The organism is Alteromonas sp. CH_MED4-4, assembly GCF_037029575.1.
Lineage (GTDB): Bacteria > Pseudomonadota > Gammaproteobacteria > Enterobacterales > Alteromonadaceae > Alteromonas > Alteromonas macleodii.
This window is the reverse complement of sequence record NZ_JAYMEU010000014.1, coordinates 25,143-47,238: the sequence shown is the minus strand read 5'-3', so window position 1 is coordinate 47,238 and position 22,096 is coordinate 25,143. Positions and strand designations below refer to the sequence as shown.

The window sequence follows — 22,096 nt, the reverse complement described above, 5'->3', positions numbered from 1 at the left end:
ACTATGCAATCGCCACTTATTATTGCCATTTCTGGAGCTTCTGGCTCTGGGAAGTCTCTTTTTACAAAAAATTTGTTTAACGGCTTCAGTGCTCAAGGCCGCCCTGTTCAAGTGCTGCGCGAAGATCACTACTACCGTGCGCAAGATCATCTTCCCATGGAGCAACGTGAGAAGAACAACTATGATCACCCGAATGCCTTTGAACATGAGCTTTTGAAAGCACACTTGCAAGCATTGCGCGATGGTCAGCCTATTGACTATCCACATTACTGCTATAAAACGCATACGCGTTTGCCTGAAACTGAGCGTCTAAATCCTGCGCCAGTCATTATTCTTGAAGGTATCATGCTACTTGCTCGTACTGATCTACTTCCTTTGTACGACGTGAAGATCTTCATTGATACTCCTCTTGATATTTGTTTGATGCGCAGAATGATGCGCGACCTAAAAGAACGCGGTCGTAGTATTGAATCTGTGGCAAAACAGTACGAAGAAACTGTTAAGCCTATGTATCATCAATTTATCGAACCTAGCCGCTTCACTGCCGACGTAGTAGTGACGCAAGGTGGCAAAAACCAAATTGCATTAGATGTGATCAAATCACACATTCAGCAAGCGCTTCTTTAAGGGAACATTACTATGGTGAGTTTACTGGGCATTGCAGTCCTTCTGGGTATTGCCTTCGCGTTATCATCGGCGAAACGCAATATAAATTGGCGCACCGTTGGTGGCGCATTTGCTATTCAAGCATCCGTTGGCGCGTTTGTCCTGTATTCTGAACCTGGTAAAGAAGTATTGTTGAGCGCAACGCGTTTTGTCGCCAACATCATTGCTTATAGCCAAGAAGGCATTAATTTCTTGTTCGGTCCTATTGGTGACAAGTCGATCGCGTTTATTTTTGCCTTTAACGTGCTTCCAGTTATCGTGTTTTTCTCGGCGCTTATTGCCGTTCTTTATCACCTCAAAGTAATGGGTTTGATCATCAAGGTTATCGGTGGCTTTTTACAGAAAGCGCTGGGAACTAGCCGACCTGAATCCATGTCTTCTGCTGCCAACATTTTTGTGGGCCAAACAGAAGCGCCTCTTGTGGTTCGCCCTTTTATTCCACACATGACGAGCTCTGAGCTATTTGCCATTATGGTGGGTGGTTTGGCGTCAATTGCTGGTTCAGTAATGGCGGGCTACGCTGGCATGGGGGTAGATCTTAAGTATTTGCTAGCAGCTAGCTTTATGGCTGCGCCAGGTGGCTTACTTATGGCAAAAATCATGTTGCCAGAAACCAGTAAGCCAAATGAAGATTTACATGACGTAGATGCGGAAGATACCGGCTACGCCAATGTATTTGATGCAGCCGCCAGTGGCGCTGCATCAGGCATGCAACTTGCGTTAAACGTAGGTGCAATGCTACTCGCTTTCATAGCACTTATTGCCATGTTTAACGGCCTTATTGGCTGGACAGCAGGATTATTTGGCTATGAAAACGTGACGTTTGAAGGGATCCTGGGTTATGTGCTTCAACCTCTTGCATGGGCAATCGGCGTACCATGGGAGGAAGCGCAACTTGCAGGCAGCTTTATTGGTCAGAAAATGGTAGTTAACGAATTTGTTGCCTACCTAAACTTCCTAGAGAACCAATCACAGCTATCTGAAGCATCTCAGGCCATTATCACCTTTGCACTTTGTGGTTTTGCAAACTTCTCTTCTATCGCTATTTTGATGGGTGGAATTGGTGCCATGGCACCAACACGCAGAAAAGAAATTGCGAGACTGGGGTTAAAAGCTGTTATTGCTGCAACGTTATCTAACTTAATGAGTGCCGCGCTAGCGGGCTTTTACCTCTCTCTTGGTTAAATTTCATTAATTTGGACCAGTTGGTCAAGATTTTACTAGACTAACTGGTCAGGTTTCTGTAAATTACGCGCAAATTCCTCGCGGGGTTGATTTATGTCAATTTCTGCGACTTTTTTCTGTAGCCCGTCTACCTTTATAATGCCGCAGTCAAAATATACGGGATAAAGTTATGCAATTAGTTGCTGTTGATTACCAAGCGGAAAACGCACAAGAAGAATTCGTGAAGTCACTTCGCGAGACAGGGTTCGGTGTTTTAAAAAATCACCCTATCCAACAGTCATTAGTTCAAGGTATTTACGACAATTGGCAGGGCTTCTTCGACAGTGAAGAGAAGAACGATTACCTGTACAACAAGGGTAAACAAGACGGATTTTTCCCTCAGAGCGTATCTGAGGTAGCCAAAGGCTTTACGAAAAAAGACATTAAAGAGTATTACCACTTCTATCCGTGGGGTCAGTGTCCAGAAGCGCTACACCCGCAGATTTCCCAGTACTATGGGGAAGCAAACACACTAGCGAAAGAGCTATTGGGTTGGATAGAAAAACATTCTCCTTCAGAGGTGAGCGATAAGTACAGTCAACCGCTGGGTGACATGATCAAAGATTCTGATCAAACCTTGCTACGTATACTGCACTACCCACCACTAAAAGGTGATGAAGAAGTAGACGCAATTCGCGCAGCTGCTCACGAAGATATTAATTTGATTACTATCTTGCCTGCAGCCAACGAGCCTGGATTGCAAGTACAAGCTAAAGACGGTAGTTGGATTGAAGTTCCGTGTGATTTCGGGAACTTGATTGTGAATATTGGCGACATGCTTCAAGAAGCATCTGGCGGATACTTCCCATCAACTACGCATAGGGTTGTAAACCCAGATGGTGCTGACATGACGAAATCTCGTATTTCATTGCCGCTGTTCTTACACCCTAGACCAGATGTTGTTCTTTCAGAACGTCATACCGCAGGGTCATACCTGCAAGAGCGCCTTCGTGAGCTGGGCGTTATATAAATTAAGTTCCTTTTGTAGTGTTATTCTTTTGCCGCAGCTAGTCTGCGGCTTTTTTTTAACTGCTTGCTATCGTTGCCAGTTTTGACGAATAGCGTTGCTTTTCTTGCTCATTGGGCGAATACCTGACCGCTCGCTCTAAATAACGTTGAGCTTCACTTACATCACCTAACTCGTGATAGGCCTTTGCCATCCCAAATAGAATCTCATGGCGCGCGTTATCAAGTCTTAGTCCTCTTTCGTAATGAACTATTGCCAATGCAATATCACCTGCCTCAAGTGCCTGTTCTCCTAAAATGTAATGGTAATATGGATTATGCTTCCGCTTAGCTTCTACCATTTGCGTTATTTTTAAAGCCTCGTTATCTCTATCTTGATAAGTGTAAAGAATGGATAAATTTTCCCATGCGGTTAAGTTTTCTTCATTTAACGATAGTGCGTGTTTGTATGTCATTTCAGCCTGTTCATATTCATCCACCATCCTATAAAGCACACCTAAGTTCACCCAGCTCTGCTGAAGTTCGGGAGCGACTTTTGCTGCTGCACGAAAATAGCTATAGGCCCGAGTGTAGCTGTTCGCCACTAAGGCATCCGCTCCTTTGTTGTTGTAATACATTGCTATTACTTTGTTTTTGGAAACGGCATTTCTTGGGAAGTAATTTCGCAGCATTTGTGGATCAAAATCAACGTCTGCCCACGTTCCTCCCACAGCTGCAACAGGACTTTCATTTGGCAATGAGAGTCGAAGGTTAATGTGCCCATTCAGTAAGCTATACCCTTCTCGTCGTGTCCAATATTCCGGAATTTTCACCTCGTAAAATGTTGCATTGAGTCCAACGTGTTCTGCCAAAGCGTACGTCATAATAGAAAGAGACAGACAGTTCGCGGCTCGGTTATTAAATGTTGTATTTGCCGTTGTATTTGCGCTGTTACGATAAAGCATCCCATGATCAGAATGATCGAAAATTGCTTTTACTAACCCTTTTACATTCTTTTGCAGGATACTTTTTTCGTAAACTGCCCTTTCGGCAAAAAACTGTGCGTCTTCGTCTAAGTAAAAAATTTCATCTGAAGACTCTACGGGAAATAACGTATAGGAAGGAAAGAGACTGTCGTTTAACAAAGTGGGCGCAGCTTTTACATGCTGATTATCAGTAGATTGGCAAGCGGCAAGCACTATGCATAACAACAAAGGAACAGCGAGTCGAGCATTCATAATAGGCACCTTTCTTATTTACTCGATAGATTAAGTATAGCAGTGCGCCTTGAATTTACATTTTATTTACAACTCAGTTTAAAGCTCATTCAACGCATAATTTTACTCGCTTCCTTAGGTGCTCATACATTGCGACTTGGCATTACACAAAGTTAATCATCAAATTTCCCTGAAGTGCCGTAACAATTCTCAATTCAGTAGCTTTCAGTGGCGTAGGTCAGTAGTTGGCTAAACGAAGGATGTTGAATTTCACTTAACGTAATGTAATAGGCAAAAGGAAAGAGTATGAAAAAGTTAATTAGTGCGTTCTTCTTAGTTGTATTGAGTGCCTCAGCGGTTGCTGGCCATCATGCAAAGGATGGACATAAAGATATTGTCGACACGGCAGCAAGCAACGACATGTTCTCAACACTTGTCACCGCAGTTAAGTCTGCCGACTTGGTCACTACACTAAAGGGAGATGGGCCATTCACTGTTTTCGCTCCCACCGATGAAGCTTTTGCTGCACTCCCGGCAGGCACCATTGAAATGCTATTGAAACCTGAGAATAAACAAACCCTTGTTAAAATTCTCACTTATCACGTAGTAACGGGTAAAGTCACAGCAAAAGATGTAGCTGGGCTATCTGATGCCACTACCGTCGAAGGAAGCAAGGTAATGGTCTCAACTGATATGAATAAGGTTATGATAAATGACGCAAATGTGATCAAAGCCGACATCATGACGAGTAACGGTGTTATTCACGTGATCGATACTGTGTTGCTTCCAAACGATGTTAAAGCGGCGCTGTAATCCCTCTTGCAAAGAAAAGCGCTGAAAACGAAAGCACTAAAAGTTGGTGCTTTCGTTCATCGATTTATGCATGTGCTTCGATCTCTTCAACAAGTCTCGGCGTAGAAACATTAAACGGTTAGTTAGTCACGGGCATGTTTAACATACGCATGTTTAAACAGTCCTTCGTTGTCATCTAACCAGTTGTCTGAATCCATTCAAGGAATAAAGAAAGGAGTTCACGTGTTCACAGTCTACACATATAGTATTGCGGGCCTTTTGCTTATAAGCTTTACCGTTTTCGTGCAAAACATCGTTGCCGCTATCGCTCACAGAAAACAGTCTCGCTATATTCCAGGGAAAGTCAGGGAGGAATTGAGTCATGATAGTTTCGTATTCAGAAGCCACAGAACATTTCACAATTCGCTCGAAAATATTCATCAGTTTACGCTTCCAGCTCTTCTTTGCATTTTTCTTGGCGCATCAACCAGCATACTTGCGGCTCTTGTTTGGATTTACGCGCTAAGTCGCATCATTCATATGGGGCTGTATTACGCAATCGCTACAGAAAAAAATCCAAGCCCAAGAAGCTATTTTTATATGATAGGCACACTGTGTACCTTCGGCGTATTTGGTCTTGCAGTGTTTAATTTGTTTTCTTAGAAACGATATAAAATAAGAAGATAAGAGTGAAATTGAACCAAATGGTTAAATATTAAACTTTTGGTTAATCCACATTTTCTAAAATTAGGCGTACTCTTGAACCTGAACACTCACCTTTGTGTTTAGGAGTACTTGTGTATATTGAACAAGTTGGCGACCGAACTTTAGCAGATTGCAAAGTACTGATTGTCGACGACCAAGCCAGCAGCAGACTTGTTCTGGAAACTTTACTTGAAGACACAGTCGCCTGCGCCTCTGTGGGCTCAGGTAAAGAAGCAATTGAATATTGCAAGTACCATACGCCTGACCTAATCCTCATGGATGTTTCAATGCCCGAATTAGACGGGCATCAGACCACCGCATTGTTAAGAAAAAAGCCGTTGTGTGCTCACATTCCTATTATTTTCGTAACCTCTTCGTCAAGTGATGAAGAAGAGTCGAGATGTTGGGAATCAGGCTGCGTTGACTTTGTGGTGAAGCCGGTAAACGCTTGTACCCTACGCAACCGTGTAAAATCACACATCAATCACAAGCTTAGAAACGATTTGCTCGAAAAGCTTATCTATGTAGATAAGTTAACAGGTGCCTACAATCGCCACTATTTAGACGACTATTTACCCCGTTTAGTGAGAGATGGGTTGCGTAATGTTACTCCTCTCTCCTTGGTTATTTTTGATGTTGATCACTTTAAACTGTTCAATGATATGTATGGTCATATAGATGGCGATAGCTGTTTGTGGAAGGTCAGTAAAACGATCAACGACGCCCTACTTCGACCTATGGACAAATTAGTGAGAATTGGCGGTGAAGAGTTTTTGGTTATTCTGCCTAACACCGATGTAAACGGCGCGAAGGCCGTCACTGAGCGCTTATTGCGAACGGTTTATGACCTGAATATTCCTCATGCGTCATCTGAGTATGAACGCGTTACGCTAAGTGCTGGCTTAGCCGTCAAGCATGCTGATGACAATAAAACTATCGACTACGTCATGTTAGAAGCAGACAAAAATCTGTATGTGGCCAAAACCTCTGGGCGAAATCAACTCGTGGCGCCGACAGCAGTAAGCGCTGGCAAAATAAAAGCATCGAGTCATTCCACAAAACTTAAGGCTTAGGCACTATAATTAGCGTTGCCTTGCTCTAGACGCTAATGCGGTACTCCCAGCTTAAAACTGCCGACAGCATTCGTGTGAGCCAAAGACTCGAGTGAATTCTCCAAAGTAATTCCCAATTCATTTAGCTGGGCGTAAAACAACTGCATTGTCGCTAGCGCGTCATCTAGTGCGTTGTGTTCAGGAAACGCGGGTAAGTCTAATCGTTGCCTACAAACCGTTAGCGTTGCACTATTACTCGGTAACACCTGATGTTGTTTGTTTAACTGATAAAGTGCGAGCTGAAGCGTATCAATATAGAGCACTTCCATCTGCGGTAATCCACACCGTTTGAAGGCACTATCAAGCGCCATCAAATCTAATCGCGCATTGTGAAAAATTAGAACATGTGTCTTCAGTAGTGGTAGCAATGAATTGATGGCGTCTGCTAAGCCTTCGCCTTGTTGCAAAATATCTAAGGTCAATCCGTGTATTACAGGGCTTTGTCCTAAGTCCGCTGACGTATTAATAACGTGATAGCCACTGGAGGAAAGCGTAATTTTTCCAGCTGAACCACTTACATAGCCAATCGATGTAATTTGAGTTGTCACAGGGTCTAACGATGTGAGCTCTAAATCAACAGACGCCAAAGGGGTGTCGCCCAACGTTTTATCACGTAACGACTTTCTGAATTGACGCTTCCCAAACAGTACCGATGCACAGGCTTCGATTATTCGCGTTATCATGGAGTTAACTTACGCCGCCAGAAAACTTCATAACCATTGCTTGATTGGTTCGCTCTATAGCCTTGAATGCGGCTTTTAGCTGATGCTTTTCTATCGATGATAAACTTGAAACCGACACACGATTGTCCGTTACTTTATTTTCCAACTGATGACGCCAACGCAAACGATTTAAAAACAGCCAAATATCACGTAGGTTAGTCGCATCTCTTTTTGAGAGCTGTGAATTTTCCGATAGCGCGTCTAACCGAGCAAGTGTGTTAGGCAACGTCACGCCATCAGCTAGCGCGTATATACGGGCGATATTGTTAATTAAGGCCACGGCTCGGGTTTTAAGGTCGATCACGTCCTTCTCTTTACGGCCTTTTTCATAAATGAACTTTTGAAACATGGAAAGCGGAACCGATATTTCGTTACTATTTCTCGTAAGCGCTGCTAAGAACATATTTTGCTTCATCAAGGGGGCCCTTTGACGCTGCAACTGCTTAAATAAACTTATATCCCCGGCTGCGCAGCGAACATCAAGAAAAATATTAAAGTGCATAATCGCATCTTTAGTTGGTGCTTTTACCCATCGCTTCGCTTCTTCAATGGCTTCCTCAAGCGAGAGTCTAAGTTTAGAATTGCTCGCCATAATATTACCATCGCACAGTTTAATGCCGCATTTGGCCAAACCGTTACACACATAATCAGCCATTTTTGCGAAATATTCTGCTTGCGCTTCGCTTGGCCGCTCAGCAAGAAGCAGTCCATTGTCTTGATCCGAACCCATCGTCTGATCTTCTCTTGCCTGCGATCCATAAACAAGCCACGCAAACATCATGGGGGCTTTCCCGTTAGCCTGTTGGAAAAAGCCAATAAGCTTTCTTGTCATAATATCGGTAGCTTGAGATAAAATTTTGCCAGCAATGTCATAGTCCCCTGCTTTTTTCGCATGAGCAGAGAAATAATGCGGCAACTGCCAGGATAGCCGTGTTAGTTCGTAAAGGTTCTCCGCTTTGCTTAGCTCTCCAATAATAAAAAGAACGTTACCACGCTGATGACGAATGATATCGCTGGCTGTCACCATACCCAATGGCACAAGGGTTTTCTGGTCGATAACCGGTAGGTGATGGATGTTCCTTTCGGTCATAAGCGCCAAGGCATCAAATAGCGTTCTATTTCCCATTATCTGCGCAGGATTAGGCGTCATTATATGGCTGACTGGATGATGAATATCGAGAGAGGTGGCAACCACTCTTGAACGTAAGTCTCGGTCGGTGATAATGCCAATAAGTTTATCTTCTCGTGTAACCAGTAATGACGATACCTTTTGATTCGTCATGATCTGCGCCGCCACTGTTATTGACGTTTCTACGTCCACCGACACGGGAGACTTATTAATAACATCCTCAAGCCCTTTATAAAGCCACATGGAATTACTATCGGAAATAGCATGGTTTTGAAGGGCATTATTGCGCAGCCCATCAAAAAAATTTCGAATTGCTGGCAGTTCAAATAACGGGATAACAGCAGACGCTTCAAAACAGTAAACCAGACCTGGACTGTCTACACTGATGCTTAATGAAAAATTACGTTTTTCCATTATATTGGTGTAGCCGAAGTAGTCGCCCTCACTTAAATGGCGCAAAGGGGCATCTGAATCTTGGACGGAAAACTGTCCATTTTGAATAAGAAAAAGTGACGCTCTGCCCTTTTGCAGGTCGCCCACATTATCCGCTGTCAGGTAAATCAATTCAGTATGTTTTACTAGCTCAAGCTTCTGCTCTTTATCCAGCACGTCAAAAGGTGCTGATGTGTTGAGAAAGTCTTCAACTTGTTTAGCCATCGCAGTCATAGGGAATGTCCAGTTCACAAAAAGAAAAAACCAACCTACTCACTTTCGCCAGTAGATTGGTTTTATTTTGCTAAAGCCTATCTTAAGGCAACATTAGTTTAGTGGGCTGATGCTTCACCCGCTCCTTTAGGATAACGAATGCTTTCAACCAGTTCTTGGATTTCTTCTGGCGCTTCATCTGTTGCTTTGAACACAAGGAAAGCCACAATGAAGTTCACCATCATACCTAAGGTACCAATACCCTCAGGAGAAATACCAAACCACCAGTTGTCAGGCGTATTGGCCGCTGGGTTTACAAATTTGAAGTAAATAATGTAAGCCGCAGTGAAGGCAATACCTGAAATCATACCAGCAATAGCACCTTTATCGTTCATGCGCTTGCTGAAGATACCCATAATAATTGCCGGGAAGAAACTCGACGCCGCTAAGCCGAAGGCAAATGCTACCACCTGTGCAACAAAGCCTGGCGGATTGATACCGAAGTAACCTGCTATAACAATGGCCACCCCAGCAGCAAGTCGCGCATACATGAGCTCGGCTTTATCGGTTATGTTTGGCATAAAGTTTCGTTTCAGTAAATCATGGGAAACAGAGGTTGAAATAACCAGCAGCAAGCCTGCGGACGTTGACAGTGCTGCTGCCACACCACCCGCTGCAACGAGTGCAATAACCCACGCAGGTAAGTTCGCAATTTCAGGATTAGCCAATACCATGATATCGCGGTCAACTTTCATTTCGTTGCGCTCGTCACCCGAATAGAACATCTTGCCATCACCGTTCTTATCTTCATATGAAATAAGGCCAGTTTGTTCCCAGTTTTTAATCCACGACGGCGCTTCTTCATAGCTGGTTCCCGTCATTTCAGGTCCATTAATGGTTTCGATCATATTCACACGGGCAAACGCTGCTAGTGACGGTGCTGTGGTATATAGAATTGCGATAAACGCTAGTGCATAGCCTGCAGATTTACGCGCATCGTGAACTTTAGGCACAGTGAAGAAGCGAACGATTACGTGTGGAAGACCCGCTGTACCTACCATTAACGTAAAGGTGATAAAGAATACATCAATGGTACTTTTTGTTCCTGAGGTGTACTCGTTAAAGCCTAACTCGACAGATAAATTATCGAGTTTCTGCAGCATATGCACCCCCGAACCGTCTGCTAAGGTTGCACCAAAGCCGGTTTGCGGCAGGATATGTCCTGTTACCATCATAGAGATAAATACCGCCGGCACAATGTAGGCGAAAATCATTACACAATACTGTGCAACTTGCGTGTAAGTAATGCCTTTCATACCGCCAAGTACGGTGTAGAAGAACACGATAACCATACCGATAACCACGCCAGACACAATATCAACCTCTAAGAAGCGGCTGAATACCACACCTACGCCACGCATTTGACCTGCAACGTATGTAAAGCAAACGAAGATTGCACAAAATACAGCAACTGTACGCGCGGTTTGTGAGTAGTAACGATCCCCAATGAAGTCAGGTACCGTGAATTTGCCAAATTTACGTAAATAGGGAGCTAAACAAAGCGCAAGTAGAACATAACCACCTGTCCACCCCATTAGATATACTGCACCGTCATACCCCATAAATGAGATAAGACCCGCCATTGAAATGAACGAGGCTGCCGACATCCAATCTGCTGCCGTTGCCATCCCATTCATAACGGGAGGTACACCGCCACCTGCAACGTAAAAATCGTTAGTTGAGCCTGCGCGAGCCCAAATAGCGATGGCGATATAAAGCGCAAACGATGCGCCAACGATAATAAACGTTAAAGTTTGAACGTCCATGATTTACTCCTCATCTACGCCGTAGCGTTTGTCCATGGCGTTCATCTTCGCCATGTAGACAAAGATCAATGCAACAAATACGTAAATTGCGCCCTGCTGCGCAAACCAGAAGCCTAATTTAAAGCCAAAAAATTGGATTTCATTTAAGATATCGACAAAAATAATGCCGGCACCGAATGATACGATAAACCAAACGACTAAAAGCTTGGCGAGAAGAGCGAGATTCTCCCTCCAATACGCTTTTTTGTCCTCTTCGTTTCTAAATGCCATTGTTTCACCCTCATGTCAGGTTAATTGATTGTTATGATTTTACATATTCCTAACGCCCGGCTTTGTTAACGTTATTGCTGCGTGTTACGTGGTTGAGGAAAAACAATCACAGGCAGCAAAGTCAAGCATTTAGGAGCTCGCGTATTACTCTAGACCTGCCTTTAAAAATTCAAAATGAGACCATGGTCGTAGGTAGACCATGGTCGAAATGATTATAATAGCGACAGCATTGTTAAAACTAAGTTAAAAGGAACGTTATGGTTTTTGGTTGGGTAACACTTGCAGTACTGTACCTCTTCTTGCTGTTTTCACTGGCGAGTTGGGGTGAAAAGAACTCGCCCACCGCTAGAGCACTAACGTCACATCCCGCTATATATTCGCTGGCCCTCGCTATTTATTGTACCGCATGGACTTTTTTCGGCATGGTAGGCCAAGCAAGTAGAGACACCTGGATTTACCTGCCAATCATGCTTGGGCCTATTCTCGTTTACGTCTTGGGTTATAAGTTTATTTACAAGTTAACCCTCGTCAGCAAGAAGCAACACATCACTACCATTTCCGACTTCATCGCGTCGCGCTATGGCAAGCGCCAAACCGTAGCTTTGGTAGTTACACTTATCGCGCTCCTTGCCACTATTCCTTATATCGCGCTTCAATTAAAAGCAGTGGGCGCTACTTTCCAACTCCTTACTCAGCAGCCTAACAGCAACGGCATTATTATTGCCGCCACTGGCTTCATCGCGGCATTCGCAATATATTTCGGTACCCGGCAAACGGACGTCACCGAATACCGACGGGGTTTGATGCTGGCTATCGCCTTCGAGTCGACCATTAAATTGCTGGCGTTAGTGCTGGTTGCCATTGTTGGTTATAGTGCGTGGAAGCGCACCCAGTCTGGTCCATTCTTCGAAAGTTTCACCAATGAAATAGCCTTGGCGCAGTTTGGTTCGTTTACTTTCATCGCTCAAACTATCATGGCGGCAGCGGCCATTGTTTGTTTGCCTAGGCAGTTTCACGTTGCCATTATTGATAACCTAAGCCTAGGTCATCTGCGCACGGCAAGGTGGTTATTCCCTCTCTACCTGACCATTATTTCAGCGGTAATTCCTATTATCGCCATTGCAGGCAAAGCCATTTTTGCTGGCGCTAATATCGAGCCCGACTCTTACGTACTGTCGCTGGCTGTATTTTCAGAGTCAGTTCTTCTTCAAGTGATTGTCTTTGTAGGTGGGCTCTCTGCCGCAACAGCTATGATCATTGTGGCAACACTCACGCTGAGTACTATGCTCACCAACGATGTGATTTTGCCGCGCATTCTTGCATTTACAGGCAATACCGATGACAAACAGGACGTGTCGAGCAAAATCAGGCTTATTCGCCGTATCGTCATCGCGTTTATCTTGCTTATGGCGTTTTTGTACCACCAGCAAATGACCAGCAGCCGCTCGCTTCATTCAATTGGGCTTATTGCGTTCTCGTTAGTTATCCAGCTTATGCCAGCCATTGTTGGCGGACTTTACTGGAAGCGCGCGCATGCGCACGGGGTTTACGCAGGGCTAATGGTGGGATTAGTGATTTGGGTATTGTGGCTTGTGCTTCCCATTGTGAGCGAGCAAGTTTCACAAATGGAACAAAATGAACTCATTAGCCAAGGCGCCATGATTAGCTTAGCGGCGAACAGTTTTGTTTACATACTCTTTTCACACTTTGCACCGCAGCGTCTTATCGACAGAATGCAAGCTGAGGCCTTTGTATCTCCTGCCATTTCCACTAACAACACCGTTAAAGCGCAGGCAACTAACGTGACCGTCTCCGATCTCATAACGTTATTGTCGACCTTTATGGGATCCGGTCGTTGTGAACAATTATTAGAGCAATATCAGCAACTCAATAATTGCCAATTAAAGCACGACGATACGCCAAATGAGTCGTTTTTATCATTTTGCGAACGCGCCTTGGGTGGCGTTATTGGCGCGTCGAGTGCCAAAGTACTACTAGACAGTGCATTGCGTGGTAAGAAGATGGACTTTACCGAGGTTATCAACTTCTTCGATGACACAACGCAAGCCATGCAATTTAATATGACTGCACTACTCACGTCACTTGAAAACATGGACCAAGGCATTAGCGTAGTCGACAAACACTTAAATTTGGTAGCGTGGAATAAACGCTATGCCAACCTCTACCCTTACCCTGATAACTTGTTGGCAGTAGGTACGCCTATAGAAAAGCTTATTCGGTATAACGCTTCACAAGGTGAGTTCGGCACAGATAACGTAGACGGTGAAGTGGAAAAAAGGCTGGCTCATTTGCGCTCTGGTATGCCCCATCGCTTCACGCGACAACGAATGGATGGACGGGTTATTGAGATGGTAGGTAATCCTTTACCTGGCGGAGGCTTCGTAACAAGCTTCAACGACATCACCGGACACGTGGAAATACAGCAAGCGCTTGAAGAATCAAACATTGACCTTGAGGCTCGTATTAAGAAGCGTACTGAAGAAGTACACTCCATAAACGCCGAGCTTCGACTTGAAATAGAACGGCGCTCTGATGCCGAGAAAGAACTGATAAGGGCACGAAAGGCTGCAGAAGATGCCAATGCTAGTAAAACCCGCTTCTTGGCGCTCGCAAGCCATGATGTTTTGCAGCCGCTAAATGCGGCCAAGCTCTACGTGAGCGCCCTTGAAGAACAAGAACTGACTGAGTCAGCGCTAGCCATTATTCAAAAGCTTAGCCATAGCGTGACGTCTAGCGAAACACTGATTGGCACTTTGCTGGATATCGCACGCTTAGATCAAGGTGAAATGAAACCCGATATTGAGTCTATTGATGTAAGGACCCTGCTGTCACCACTTGTGGACGAAATGGCGATGCGCGCGCGGGAAAAAGGACTTGGTTTTAAAGCGATTATACGCCCGTGCTGGGTAAAAGCTGACAAAACGTACTTATACCGAATAACGCAAAACTTGCTTTCAAATGCGGTGAAATACACGGAAAATGGCCGCGTCTTGTTCATTATCAAGCCTGTCAAAGACACCGTTTATTTCAAAGTTATCGACACAGGCATTGGCATATCTACCGATAAAAAAGACAGCATTTTTGGTGACTTTTTCCGCGCAAACGAAAGCAAGGAACATGGTATAGGTCTTGGCTTGGGGGTTGTACGACGTTTAAGTCTGCAGTTGAACAGCGATATTAGTGTTACCTCAAAAATAGGCAAAGGCAGCTGCTTTGCGTTTAGCTTGGATAAAGCTGAGCCAAAACAGGTATCCAACGTTACAGCAAAGCCCCGCAGTACAACATTTACAGGAATGGACGTGCTTTGCGTGGACGATCAAAGAGAGAACTTAGATGCCATGCAGACCCTATTACAGAAATGGGGAATCAATGTGGTGCTTGCAAACAACTGGGATGACGCGTTGAAAGTCTGTGAGACTATTCAGCCTCAAATCTTACTCATGGATTATCAGCTCAGTCATGACAGCGAGAAAAATGGGCTAGCTTTGATTGAAGAGATAAGACATCGACTTAATATTGTGGTGCCAGCAGCGCTTATTACGGCGACACCAGATGAAAGCTTAGTTACACAGTGTAAAGCCCAAGGCGTAAACTTCTTAGCTAAACCGCTAAAACCAGCGAAACTGCGCGCACTACTTCAAAGTATGACGCGCTACATCAGGGAGGCGAAAAACGTGTAGCTAGTAGCTCGCTGCAGGTTTTTCGCTATGTGAGTAAGGAAAGACGTCTAGAGTAATTCGTCGTGTGGTTTACTTTCTTCAATTTTAACCACCGGCGTTTCTACGCTCGACTTCGCCACCACTTTTCCCATTGCTCCCCACTTCTCTTTAGGGTTGAGCAAAACAGGACGGGTTAAAATTAGGTTATTAGGATACATGAGGGTTTCACGCTCAGCAGTAAGCAAGCGCGTGCTAAACGGCCCTACATCGGCAATCACACCTTCAATGAAGTTATCGCCGTCGAGAATGCGCACATAATTACCTCTGCGATACGCTACGTTTGTGAGCAAAATAAAATACGCAGTGATGTTACTGATGAGTGACCAACTAGCAAAAAGCGCAACACCGGTTACCGTGATGATAGAAGTGGAAAGCACTAAGAGCCCAGAAAAATCGATCCCCCATGCTAGCAACAACAAGGCTAACGATACTGTAGCGACAATAACCCGTGCAGCAAAAAGTCCTTTAATAGCACTATTTGATTTTAGCTTTGACTTTACGATGTTGGTTTCTAATTTTGGTAGCAACTTACGAGACATCGCCAAATAAATTAGTAAAACCAAACCACTCCACACGACATTTGACTGGTACTGAGTTAACCACGCCAAAAACCCATGCCACCACTCATTCATTAACCCAAATCCTTACATTTTTTCGTTAAGCAGACTGACCTTAAATTCTGATTTTACGTTAGAAAGGCCAACGCGCTCTAATGCTAACGTGAAAAACACTCAAGTTCATGCATTAAAAGCAATCGACACAACAAGAATTATTCGTAAGACACCCCCGAACACTTACATTAGTATGCGCGCAAAAATGACTTGTCTATTTAACAATCACGTTCTAACGTGGTAATAGATTGGTCGATAAAACGACAAAATAAAACACAAACTACAGGCTTTTTTATAATGCGCATTGCAATTCTTTCTAGAAATCCTCGTCTTTACTCTACTTCACGCTTAGTCGAAGCTGGGCAGGCTCGCGGGCATCAGGTTGACGTTATCGATACCATGCACTGCTACATGGATATCACCAGTGCGCGACCGTCAGTTCGCTATAACGGTAAGCGACTACCCTATTACGATGCAGTGATCCCGCGAATTGGCGCATCGGTTAGCTTTTACGGCACATCGGTCGTTCGCCAATTTGAAATGGTGGGCACATACAGCCTTAACGAGTCGGTTGCTATCAGCCGCTCTCGAGATAAATTGCGTTCATTGCAGCTTTTATCACGTAAAGGCATAGGTATGCCTAGAACAGGCTTTGCACACCACCCTGACAAAATCGACGATGTTATTAAAACGGTTGGCGGCGCCCCAGTGGTTATTAAGTTACTTGAAGGCACGCAAGGTATTGGCGTGGTATTGGCCGACACGCAAAAAGCGGCAGAGTCGATCATTGAAGCCTTTATGGGCCTTAACGCCAGTATTTTAGTGCAAGAGTTCATTAAAGAAGCGGGCGGTGCAGATATTCGTTGCTTCGTGGTAGGTGGAAAAGTTGTAGCAGCGATGAAGCGCCAAGCAGCACCTGGGGAATTCCGCTCTAACCTTCACCGTGGCGGTCATGCAAGTTTAGTTCGCCTAAGTCCAGCGGAACGCAAAACAGCGGTAGATGCGGCTAAAACGATGGGACTAAATTGTTGTGGCGTAGATATTCTTCGTTCGAACAACGGTCCAGTCGTTATGGAAGTAAACTCTTCGCCGGGCCTTGAAGGCATTGAGAAGGCGACCAATAAAGATGTCGCCAGTATGATCATTGAGTTCATTGAAAAAAGTGCAGAGCCGCACAAAACAAAAACCCGTGGAAAGGGCTAGCGCCCTTTACCCTTTGCTATGCAATAACGTAAATATAGGAAAACGTTAGTGGTAAATGATGTTTTAAGAATTGGGGGTGAAAACATTGCTCCTGGCGAAACAAAAAAGATTGAGTTAGAAATGCCGCCGCTGTACACGGCCACCAATATGAGCATTCCGGTTTACGTTAAACGAGGAAAGCGACCAGGTCCCATTATGTTCGTCAGCGCAGCCATTCACGGTGACGAATTAAATGGCATCGAAATAGTAGGCAGACTTATCCGCTCAAAAGCGATTGAGCGGATAAGAGGAACCCTTATCGCGGTGCCTATGGTTAATGTGTACGGCGTACTAAACCAGTCTCGTTATTTACCCGATAGACGCGATTTGAACCGCAGTTTTCCAGGGAGTAAAAAAGGTTCGCTTGCCGGTAGGTTAGCCAACTTGTTTTTCAAAGAAGTGGTAAGTAAGTGCGATGTCGGCATTGACCTTCACACCGGCGCTATACACCGTAGTAACTTGCCACAGATTCGCGCTGACTTAGACGACCCAGAAGTACTGGAAATGGCAAAAGCGTTTGGCGTACCTGTACTACTTAACGCAGAGTTACGCGATGGCTCTTTGCGCGAAGCGGCCAGTGAAAGTGGCGTTAAAATTCTGCTTTACGAAGCAGGCCAAGCGTTACGTTATGACGAGTTTTCTATTCGTGCCGGCGTAAGAGGCATTATTAATACCATGCGTCATTTGGGCATGCTGAATAAAAGCCGCAGTAAGGGCCACAGTATCGAGCGTTTTATAGCGCGCCAAAGTGGATGGGTTCGCGCGCCAGAAAGTGGATTTGTGACGCATTTAGCACAGCTAGGTGACCATGTTGAAAAAGGTGACAAACTGGCCATTATTGCTGATCCGTTTGGCAATTATTTAGATAGCCTTGAAAGCCCTGCAGAAGGTGTTGTAATTGGTAAACAAAATATTCCACTTACCCAAGAAGGTGAAGCGGTATACCACATTGCATACTTTTCAGAGCCTGATACTGTTGCAGAACACGTAGAATTATTACAAGACAATTTATTGCCACCAGAACAGGGTCCTGTTTTATAAAATTGGTAGAAAAACTGATGAACAATAAAAAAATTGTTGGTGCGGTAGAGCTGTGCGATTTACCAAAACTCGCCATCTCTGATTTGAACGTACGCGTTGATACAGGGGCGGCAACGTCTTCACTTCATGTTGACAACATTGAAGAGTTTGATCAAGACGGTGAATTATGGATTAAATTTGATATCCATCCCGACATTCACAACGTTGAACGCGTGGTTCGCAGAGAAGCACGTGTAGAAGGACAAAAACGCGTAAAAAGCTCAACGGCTACACTTGAGAAGCGCTATGTTATAATTACGCCTATAATAATGGACGGGTACCAGTGGGATATTCAGTTAACCCTAACGGACCGCTCTGAAATGACCTATTTGATGCTGCTCGGAAGAGAAGCGATGAGGGGTCAATTTATTGTAGACCCCGAGCACGACTTTTTGCTGACGGGAAAAGACTAGCAATACAAGTTTGCCAATGGATATTCAGCGTTAAAACCTGCGGCAACTTGCAGTAAGGCATGCGTTTAGTGCATGAAATACAAAATATGGACGTTACGAAAAAAGCCCTAAGTGTTGCCTCTCTGCTGTTGAGTGTATTTACACTATTGAGTGCTAATGCTCAGCAGCAAAACACAAACGAGGTAAGTACTGACTTACCTCACACCGTTCTCCGCCTGCCAAATATTCACCCTGGGCGAGACGCCGTATACGCCTACGCTAAACGTCTTCTCACAGAATCACTGCGCGTTACTGAACCTCAATACGGCTCTTTTGAACTGATTGTCAGCGACCAAGAAACGGCGCAAGAGCGTCAACTACGCAGCCTTGAACACCACATGCTAGACGTGACGTGGAGCGTTACCTCGACAGAGCGTGAACGTCAGTTCCTGCCCATTCGCATTCCCATTATGGCGGGTCTTTTTGGTAAGCGTGCACTGCTGGTCAGAGAAGGCGATACGCGACTTAAAGAAGTAAAGTCATTAAACGCGTTACGAGCATACCGAGCGGTTTTGGGCTACGACTGGCCCGATACGAAGATATTTCGCGCAAACGATATCCCGGTGTTGGAAACGACCTACCGGGCGTCATTTCGCATTGTTTCGGAAGGCTTCGCTGATATGTTTCCAAGAAGTGTTATGGAAATTAAAGAAGAACTCGCTGACAAGGCGCTCTCACGCGGTCTGACTATCGACGATCACCTTATCATTTCATACCCAAGCCCCATCTTTTTCTTTGTAGGAAGCGACAATCAGGCATTAGCAGGGCGGATAGCTGAGGGTCTGTTAAGGCTCTTCGAAACGGGTAAGTTTCAGGAGCTACTGTTAGCTCATGATAACTTTAGAGAAGGTATGGCACTTACCGAAGGGCGAACGGTTATTGAAATTGACAATCCTTTGCTAAGTGAACAAAGCCGCTTGGCATTGGAAAAGTTCTTACCGGAATTTGCTACCTCAGAAGCCGTGCTTAAGTTCGACGCTACTGAGCTGGCGGCTCCAACTCAAGTTGTGAAGCAATAAGTACCGCTTGTGTGCGGTTGTTTATGCCCAACTTTTTAAAGATAGCAGTGACATGCGCTTTAACCGTGGCCTCTGCGATATCTAAATTAAAGCCAATTTGCTTGTTCAGCAAGCCGTCTCGCATGTAACAAAGCACCTTGTATTGCGAGGGCGTTAGCGAGGCAACTTTATCCGCTAATTCAGAGAACTCTTCATTCACCTCATCAACGTCTTCACTTAAGTTATCAGGTAGCCATACATCGCCATCCAGAATTGCTTCTACGGCGTTTGCAATATCTTGCGCACTGGCAGTTTTGGGGATGAACCCTAGCGCGCCCACGCTAATAATCTTTGAAATAAGTGTGGTGTCTTCTGTGCCAGAGACTACGGCAACAGGAAGTTCGGGAAAGAGTTTTCGAATATGCAGCAAGCCAAACAAATCATTGCTACCCGGCATGTGCAAATCAAGCAACAATAAGTCGATATCCTCATTGTTGAGAATATCGACTGTAGTGTTAAGGTCTCCCGCCTCTTTGAGGGTTAAGGCTGGAAGTGACAACGACAACGCGCCTCTTAGTGCATCGCGATACAGCGGATGATCATCAGCGATTAGAAGGGTTATCATTGTCTATATCCTTAGTTTCTACTTATTTAGACGTTCCTCTATCAGTGTATCAACAACCGATGGATCCGCCAACGTTGATGTGTCACCTAATTGCTCATGCTCATTGGCGGCAATCTTACGCAAAATACGGCGCATAATTTTACCAGAGCGGGTTTTAGGTAATCCACGAGACCATTGGATCATATCAGGTGTAGCAATCGGGCTTAGCTCTTGACGCACCCACGCCTTAAGCTCTTTAGTAAGGGCTTCATTTGCTTCAACCCCTTCATTTGGTGTTACGTAAACGTAGATACCCTGCCCTTTGATATCATGTGGGAAGCCAACAACGGCAGCCTCAGCTACTTTAGGATGGGCAACAAGTGCGCTTTCGATTTCAGCGGTGCCCAAACGGTGACCAGAAACGTTTAGCACGTCATCTACACGACCAGTGATCCAGTAAAAGCCATCTTCATCGCAACGAGCACCATCACCGGTGAAGTACACACCTTTGTATGCGCTAAAGTAGGTGTTGATAAAGCGCTGATGATCGCCATAAACCGTTCGAGCTTGGCTCGGCCAGCTGTCTTTAATAACAAGATTACCTTCTGCTGCCCCTTCAAGCTCATTACCGTCAGCATCAAATAGCGCTGGCTGAATCCCGAAGAATGGGCGAGTCGCTGAGCCAGGCTTTAACTCCGTAGCGCCAGGCAAAGGCAGGATCATGTGTCCACCTGTTTCTGTCTGCCACCATGTATCGATAATAGGACAACGGCTCATACCAATTACGCGGTGGTACCATTCCCATGCTTCAGGATTAATAGGCTCACCTACTGTCCCCAAAAGGCGAAGCGATGAGACATCACACCCTTCAGTTGGAACATCTCCGTGCGCCATTAATGCGCGGATAGCAGTTGGTGCGGTATATAAACTATTTACTTTGTATTTTTCTACTACTTGAGCAATACGTTTAACGTCTGGATAAGTTGGTACGCCTTCAAAGAACACTTGTGATGCGGCGTTCACCATTGGGCCATAAACCATGTAGCTGTGGCCTGTGATCCAGCCTACATCAGCGGTACACCAATAAACATCGTCTTCTTTGTAGTCAAAAGCATATTTAAAGGTCATCGCAGAATATAAGAGATACCCGCCCGTAGTGTGTACTACACCCTTTGGCGTTCCAGTAGAGCCTGATGTATAGAGGATAAACAGTGGGTCTTCCGCGTTCATTACCTCTGGTTCACACTGCGCTGACACGCCATCAACAGCGTCATGCCACCACACATCGTGCTTAGCATTCCAGTCTACGTCTCCTCCTGTTAGCTTATGAACTAAAACATGAGTAATAGACGGACACGCATCACCAGCCAGTGCTTTATCCACATTCGCTTTCAGTGGAATACTTCTTCCAGCACGACGGCCTTCATCTGCAGTAATCACGACTTTGGCGTTGCTGTCGTTGATACGATCGGCAATAGCGTTAGGTGAAAATCCACCGAAAATCACTGAGTGAACTGCACCTATTCGGGCACACGCTAACATGGCGTAGGCAGCCTCGGGTACCATCGGCATGTAAATCGCAACACGATCACCTTTTGCTACGCCCATTTCTTTAAGTGCATTCGCTAATTTACAAACTTCATAGTGCACTTGTTGATACGTGATATCTTGGCTATCTTCTGGTGAATCACCTTCCCAGTGAAAGGCAACTTTTGTAGCATTATCAGCTAGATGGCGGTCAATACAGTTATAGCTGGCATTTAACTCACCATCTTCAAACCACTTAATAGACACATCGTTTTCACCAAACATTGTGTTTTTAATTTTGGTGGGCTTTTGATACCACTCAAGCATGGATGCGTGCTCAGCCCAGAACGCTTCAGGTTGCTCTACAGATTGCTTATACATCTCATCATATTGAGATGCGGTTAGATGTGTAGACTGAAGAATGTTCTCAGGCACAGGATAAGTTTTGCTGGCGGTCATAAAGATTGCCTCCAATATCAATGATGTAAAATTCTTGTTGTATGGTGAAACACTCTAGCCATTCACCCACAAAGCAAAATGAGACTTTGGTCTTAGCAGCATACAACTAAGGTTCTACTAGAAAAGTATT

Annotated in this window: 19 protein-coding genes; 11 read left to right on the top strand and 8 right to left on the bottom strand. The window is 44.8% G+C overall.

The genetic code is table 11. The annotated features are described in order from the left end of the window. Positions 1–3 precede the first annotated feature (3 nt). The 3 genes from udk (at position 4) to WA381_RS11355 (ending at position 2,860) form a co-directional block, all read left to right on the top strand. Positions 4–627: a uridine kinase gene (gene udk, locus WA381_RS11365; RefSeq protein ID WP_014950808.1), complete on the top strand. Its 624-nt coding sequence runs from the start codon at positions 4–6 to the stop codon at positions 625–627. Positions 628–639: 12 nt separating this feature from the next. Next, positions 640–1,851, top strand: a complete 1,212-nt coding sequence (locus WA381_RS11360; RefSeq protein ID WP_014950809.1) for a NupC/NupG family nucleoside CNT transporter — start codon at positions 640–642, stop codon at positions 1,849–1,851. Between the two features lie 169 nt (positions 1,852–2,020). After that, positions 2,021–2,860, top strand: coding sequence for an isopenicillin N synthase family dioxygenase (locus WA381_RS11355; RefSeq protein WP_014950810.1), 840 nt, complete (start codon positions 2,021–2,023; stop codon positions 2,858–2,860). Between the two features lie 55 nt (positions 2,861–2,915). Here WA381_RS11355 and WA381_RS11350 read toward each other — a convergent pair whose 3' ends face one another. Next, positions 2,916–4,073 carry a tetratricopeptide repeat protein gene (locus WA381_RS11350; RefSeq protein ID WP_061486586.1) on the bottom strand — a complete coding sequence of 386 codons (1,158 nt, stop codon included), beginning with the start codon at positions 4,071–4,073 and terminating at the stop codon, positions 2,916–2,918. 285 nt (positions 4,074–4,358) lie between these two features. Between WA381_RS11350 and WA381_RS11345 the strand changes: the two genes are divergently transcribed. From WA381_RS11345 to WA381_RS11335, 3 genes are all read left to right on the top strand, one after another. After that, positions 4,359–4,865 carry a fasciclin domain-containing protein gene (locus WA381_RS11345; RefSeq protein ID WP_039228607.1) on the top strand — a complete coding sequence of 169 codons (507 nt, stop codon included), beginning with the start codon at positions 4,359–4,361 and terminating at the stop codon, positions 4,863–4,865. A 222-nt stretch (positions 4,866–5,087) separates the two neighbouring features. After that, positions 5,088–5,507: an MAPEG family protein gene (locus WA381_RS11340; RefSeq protein WP_061486587.1), complete on the top strand. Its 420-nt coding sequence runs from the start codon at positions 5,088–5,090 to the stop codon at positions 5,505–5,507. Positions 5,508–5,641: 134 nt separating this feature from the next. Continuing rightward, entirely contained in the window at positions 5,642–6,622 is a 981-nt protein-coding gene (locus tag WA381_RS11335) for a GGDEF domain-containing response regulator (RefSeq protein WP_061486588.1), read from the top strand. Positions 6,623–6,654: 32 nt separating this feature from the next. Here the strand turns inward: WA381_RS11335 and WA381_RS11330 are convergent, their stop codons facing one another. The 4 genes from WA381_RS11330 to WA381_RS11315 form a co-directional block, all read right to left on the bottom strand. Continuing rightward, positions 6,655–7,344 (bottom strand): 3'-5' exonuclease, encoded by a 690-nt coding sequence (locus tag WA381_RS11330; RefSeq protein ID WP_014980376.1) that lies wholly within the window; start codon positions 7,342–7,344, stop codon positions 6,655–6,657. 4 nt (positions 7,345–7,348) lie between these two features. Beyond that, complete coding sequence (locus WA381_RS11325; RefSeq protein WP_061486589.1) at positions 7,349–9,178, bottom strand: putative nucleotidyltransferase substrate binding domain-containing protein; 1,830 nt, start codon at positions 9,176–9,178, stop codon at positions 7,349–7,351. 98 nt (positions 9,179–9,276) lie between these two features. Beyond that, entirely contained in the window at positions 9,277–10,983 is a 1,707-nt protein-coding gene (locus WA381_RS11320; protein ID WP_336132185.1) for a sodium:solute symporter family protein, read from the bottom strand. A gap of 3 nt (positions 10,984–10,986) precedes the next feature. Continuing rightward, complete coding sequence (locus tag WA381_RS11315; RefSeq protein WP_014950817.1) at positions 10,987–11,253, bottom strand: DUF4212 domain-containing protein; 267 nt, start codon at positions 11,251–11,253, stop codon at positions 10,987–10,989. A 257-nt stretch (positions 11,254–11,510) separates the two neighbouring features. On the opposite strand from WA381_RS11315, the gene WA381_RS11310 reads away from it, so the two are divergent. Continuing rightward, positions 11,511–14,954, top strand: a complete 3,444-nt coding sequence (locus tag WA381_RS11310; protein WP_014980379.1) for a PAS domain-containing hybrid sensor histidine kinase/response regulator — start codon at positions 11,511–11,513, stop codon at positions 14,952–14,954. A gap of 47 nt (positions 14,955–15,001) precedes the next feature. Here the strand turns inward: WA381_RS11310 and WA381_RS11305 are convergent, their stop codons facing one another. Then, positions 15,002–15,625 carry a mechanosensitive ion channel family protein gene (locus tag WA381_RS11305; protein WP_014950819.1) on the bottom strand — a complete coding sequence of 208 codons (624 nt, stop codon included), beginning with the start codon at positions 15,623–15,625 and terminating at the stop codon, positions 15,002–15,004. A gap of 276 nt (positions 15,626–15,901) precedes the next feature. Between WA381_RS11305 and rimK the strand changes: the two genes are divergently transcribed. The 4 genes from rimK to WA381_RS11285 all read left to right on the top strand — a co-directional run bounded on the left by rimK (position 15,902) and on the right by WA381_RS11285 (position 19,397). Next, complete coding sequence (gene rimK / locus WA381_RS11300; RefSeq protein ID WP_061095924.1) at positions 15,902–16,807, top strand: 30S ribosomal protein S6--L-glutamate ligase; 906 nt, start codon at positions 15,902–15,904, stop codon at positions 16,805–16,807. 48 nt (positions 16,808–16,855) lie between these two features. After that, a complete protein-coding gene (locus tag WA381_RS11295; RefSeq protein WP_061486590.1) occupies positions 16,856–17,887 on the top strand; it encodes a succinylglutamate desuccinylase/aspartoacylase family protein in 1,032 nt (343 codons plus the stop codon). A 17-nt stretch (positions 17,888–17,904) separates the two neighbouring features. Continuing rightward, entirely contained in the window at positions 17,905–18,339 is a 435-nt protein-coding gene (locus WA381_RS11290) for an ATP-dependent zinc protease family protein (protein WP_014977481.1), read from the top strand. 68 nt (positions 18,340–18,407) lie between these two features. After that, positions 18,408–19,397, top strand: coding sequence for a hypothetical protein (locus WA381_RS11285; RefSeq protein WP_014977482.1), 990 nt, complete (start codon positions 18,408–18,410; stop codon positions 19,395–19,397). Here WA381_RS11285 and WA381_RS11280 read toward each other — a convergent pair. Next, entirely contained in the window at positions 19,357–20,001 is a 645-nt protein-coding gene (locus tag WA381_RS11280) for a response regulator transcription factor (protein WP_014977483.1), read from the bottom strand. The two genes, WA381_RS11285 and WA381_RS11280, sit on opposite strands and share 41 nt — an antisense overlap. A gap of 18 nt (positions 20,002–20,019) precedes the next feature. Continuing rightward, the gene (gene acs / locus WA381_RS11275) at positions 20,020–21,966 is read right to left on the bottom strand and encodes an acetate--CoA ligase (RefSeq protein WP_014977484.1); all 1,947 of its coding nucleotides are present in this window, start codon (positions 21,964–21,966) and stop codon (positions 20,020–20,022) included. Between the last annotated feature and the right edge of the window lie 130 nt (positions 21,967–22,096).

What these genes read in the sequence shown, in the direction of transcription:
- udk (WP_014950808.1), top strand. Translation starts at nt 4, where the DNA reads ATGCAATCGCCACTTATTATTGCCATTTCTGGAGCTTCTGGCTCTGGG.
- WA381_RS11360 (WP_014950809.1), top strand. Translation starts at nt 640, where the DNA reads ATGGTGAGTTTACTGGGCATTGCAGTCCTTCTGGGTATTGCCTTCGCG.
- WA381_RS11355 (WP_014950810.1), top strand. Translation starts at nt 2,021, where the DNA reads ATGCAATTAGTTGCTGTTGATTACCAAGCGGAAAACGCACAAGAAGAA.
- WA381_RS11350 (WP_061486586.1), bottom strand. Translation starts at nt 4,073, where the DNA reads ATGAATGCTCGACTCGCTGTTCCTTTGTTGTTATGCATAGTGCTTGCC.
- WA381_RS11345 (WP_039228607.1), top strand. Translation starts at nt 4,359, where the DNA reads ATGAAAAAGTTAATTAGTGCGTTCTTCTTAGTTGTATTGAGTGCCTCA.
- WA381_RS11330 (WP_014980376.1), bottom strand. Translation starts at nt 7,344, where the DNA reads ATGATAACGCGAATAATCGAAGCCTGTGCATCGGTACTGTTTGGGAAG.
- WA381_RS11325 (WP_061486589.1), bottom strand. Translation starts at nt 9,178, where the DNA reads ATGACTGCGATGGCTAAACAAGTTGAAGACTTTCTCAACACATCAGCA.
- WA381_RS11320 (WP_336132185.1), bottom strand. Translation starts at nt 10,983, where the DNA reads ATGGACGTTCAAACTTTAACGTTTATTATCGTTGGCGCATCGTTTGCG.
- WA381_RS11315 (WP_014950817.1), bottom strand. Translation starts at nt 11,253, where the DNA reads ATGGCATTTAGAAACGAAGAGGACAAAAAAGCGTATTGGAGGGAGAAT.
- WA381_RS11310 (WP_014980379.1), top strand. Translation starts at nt 11,511, where the DNA reads ATGGTTTTTGGTTGGGTAACACTTGCAGTACTGTACCTCTTCTTGCTG.
- WA381_RS11305 (WP_014950819.1), bottom strand. Translation starts at nt 15,625, where the DNA reads ATGAATGAGTGGTGGCATGGGTTTTTGGCGTGGTTAACTCAGTACCAG.
- rimK (WP_061095924.1), top strand. Translation starts at nt 15,902, where the DNA reads ATGCGCATTGCAATTCTTTCTAGAAATCCTCGTCTTTACTCTACTTCA.
- WA381_RS11290 (WP_014977481.1), top strand. Translation starts at nt 17,905, where the DNA reads ATGAACAATAAAAAAATTGTTGGTGCGGTAGAGCTGTGCGATTTACCA.
- WA381_RS11280 (WP_014977483.1), bottom strand. Translation starts at nt 20,001, where the DNA reads ATGATAACCCTTCTAATCGCTGATGATCATCCGCTGTATCGCGATGCA.
- acs (WP_014977484.1), bottom strand. Translation starts at nt 21,966, where the DNA reads ATGACCGCCAGCAAAACTTATCCTGTGCCTGAGAACATTCTTCAGTCT.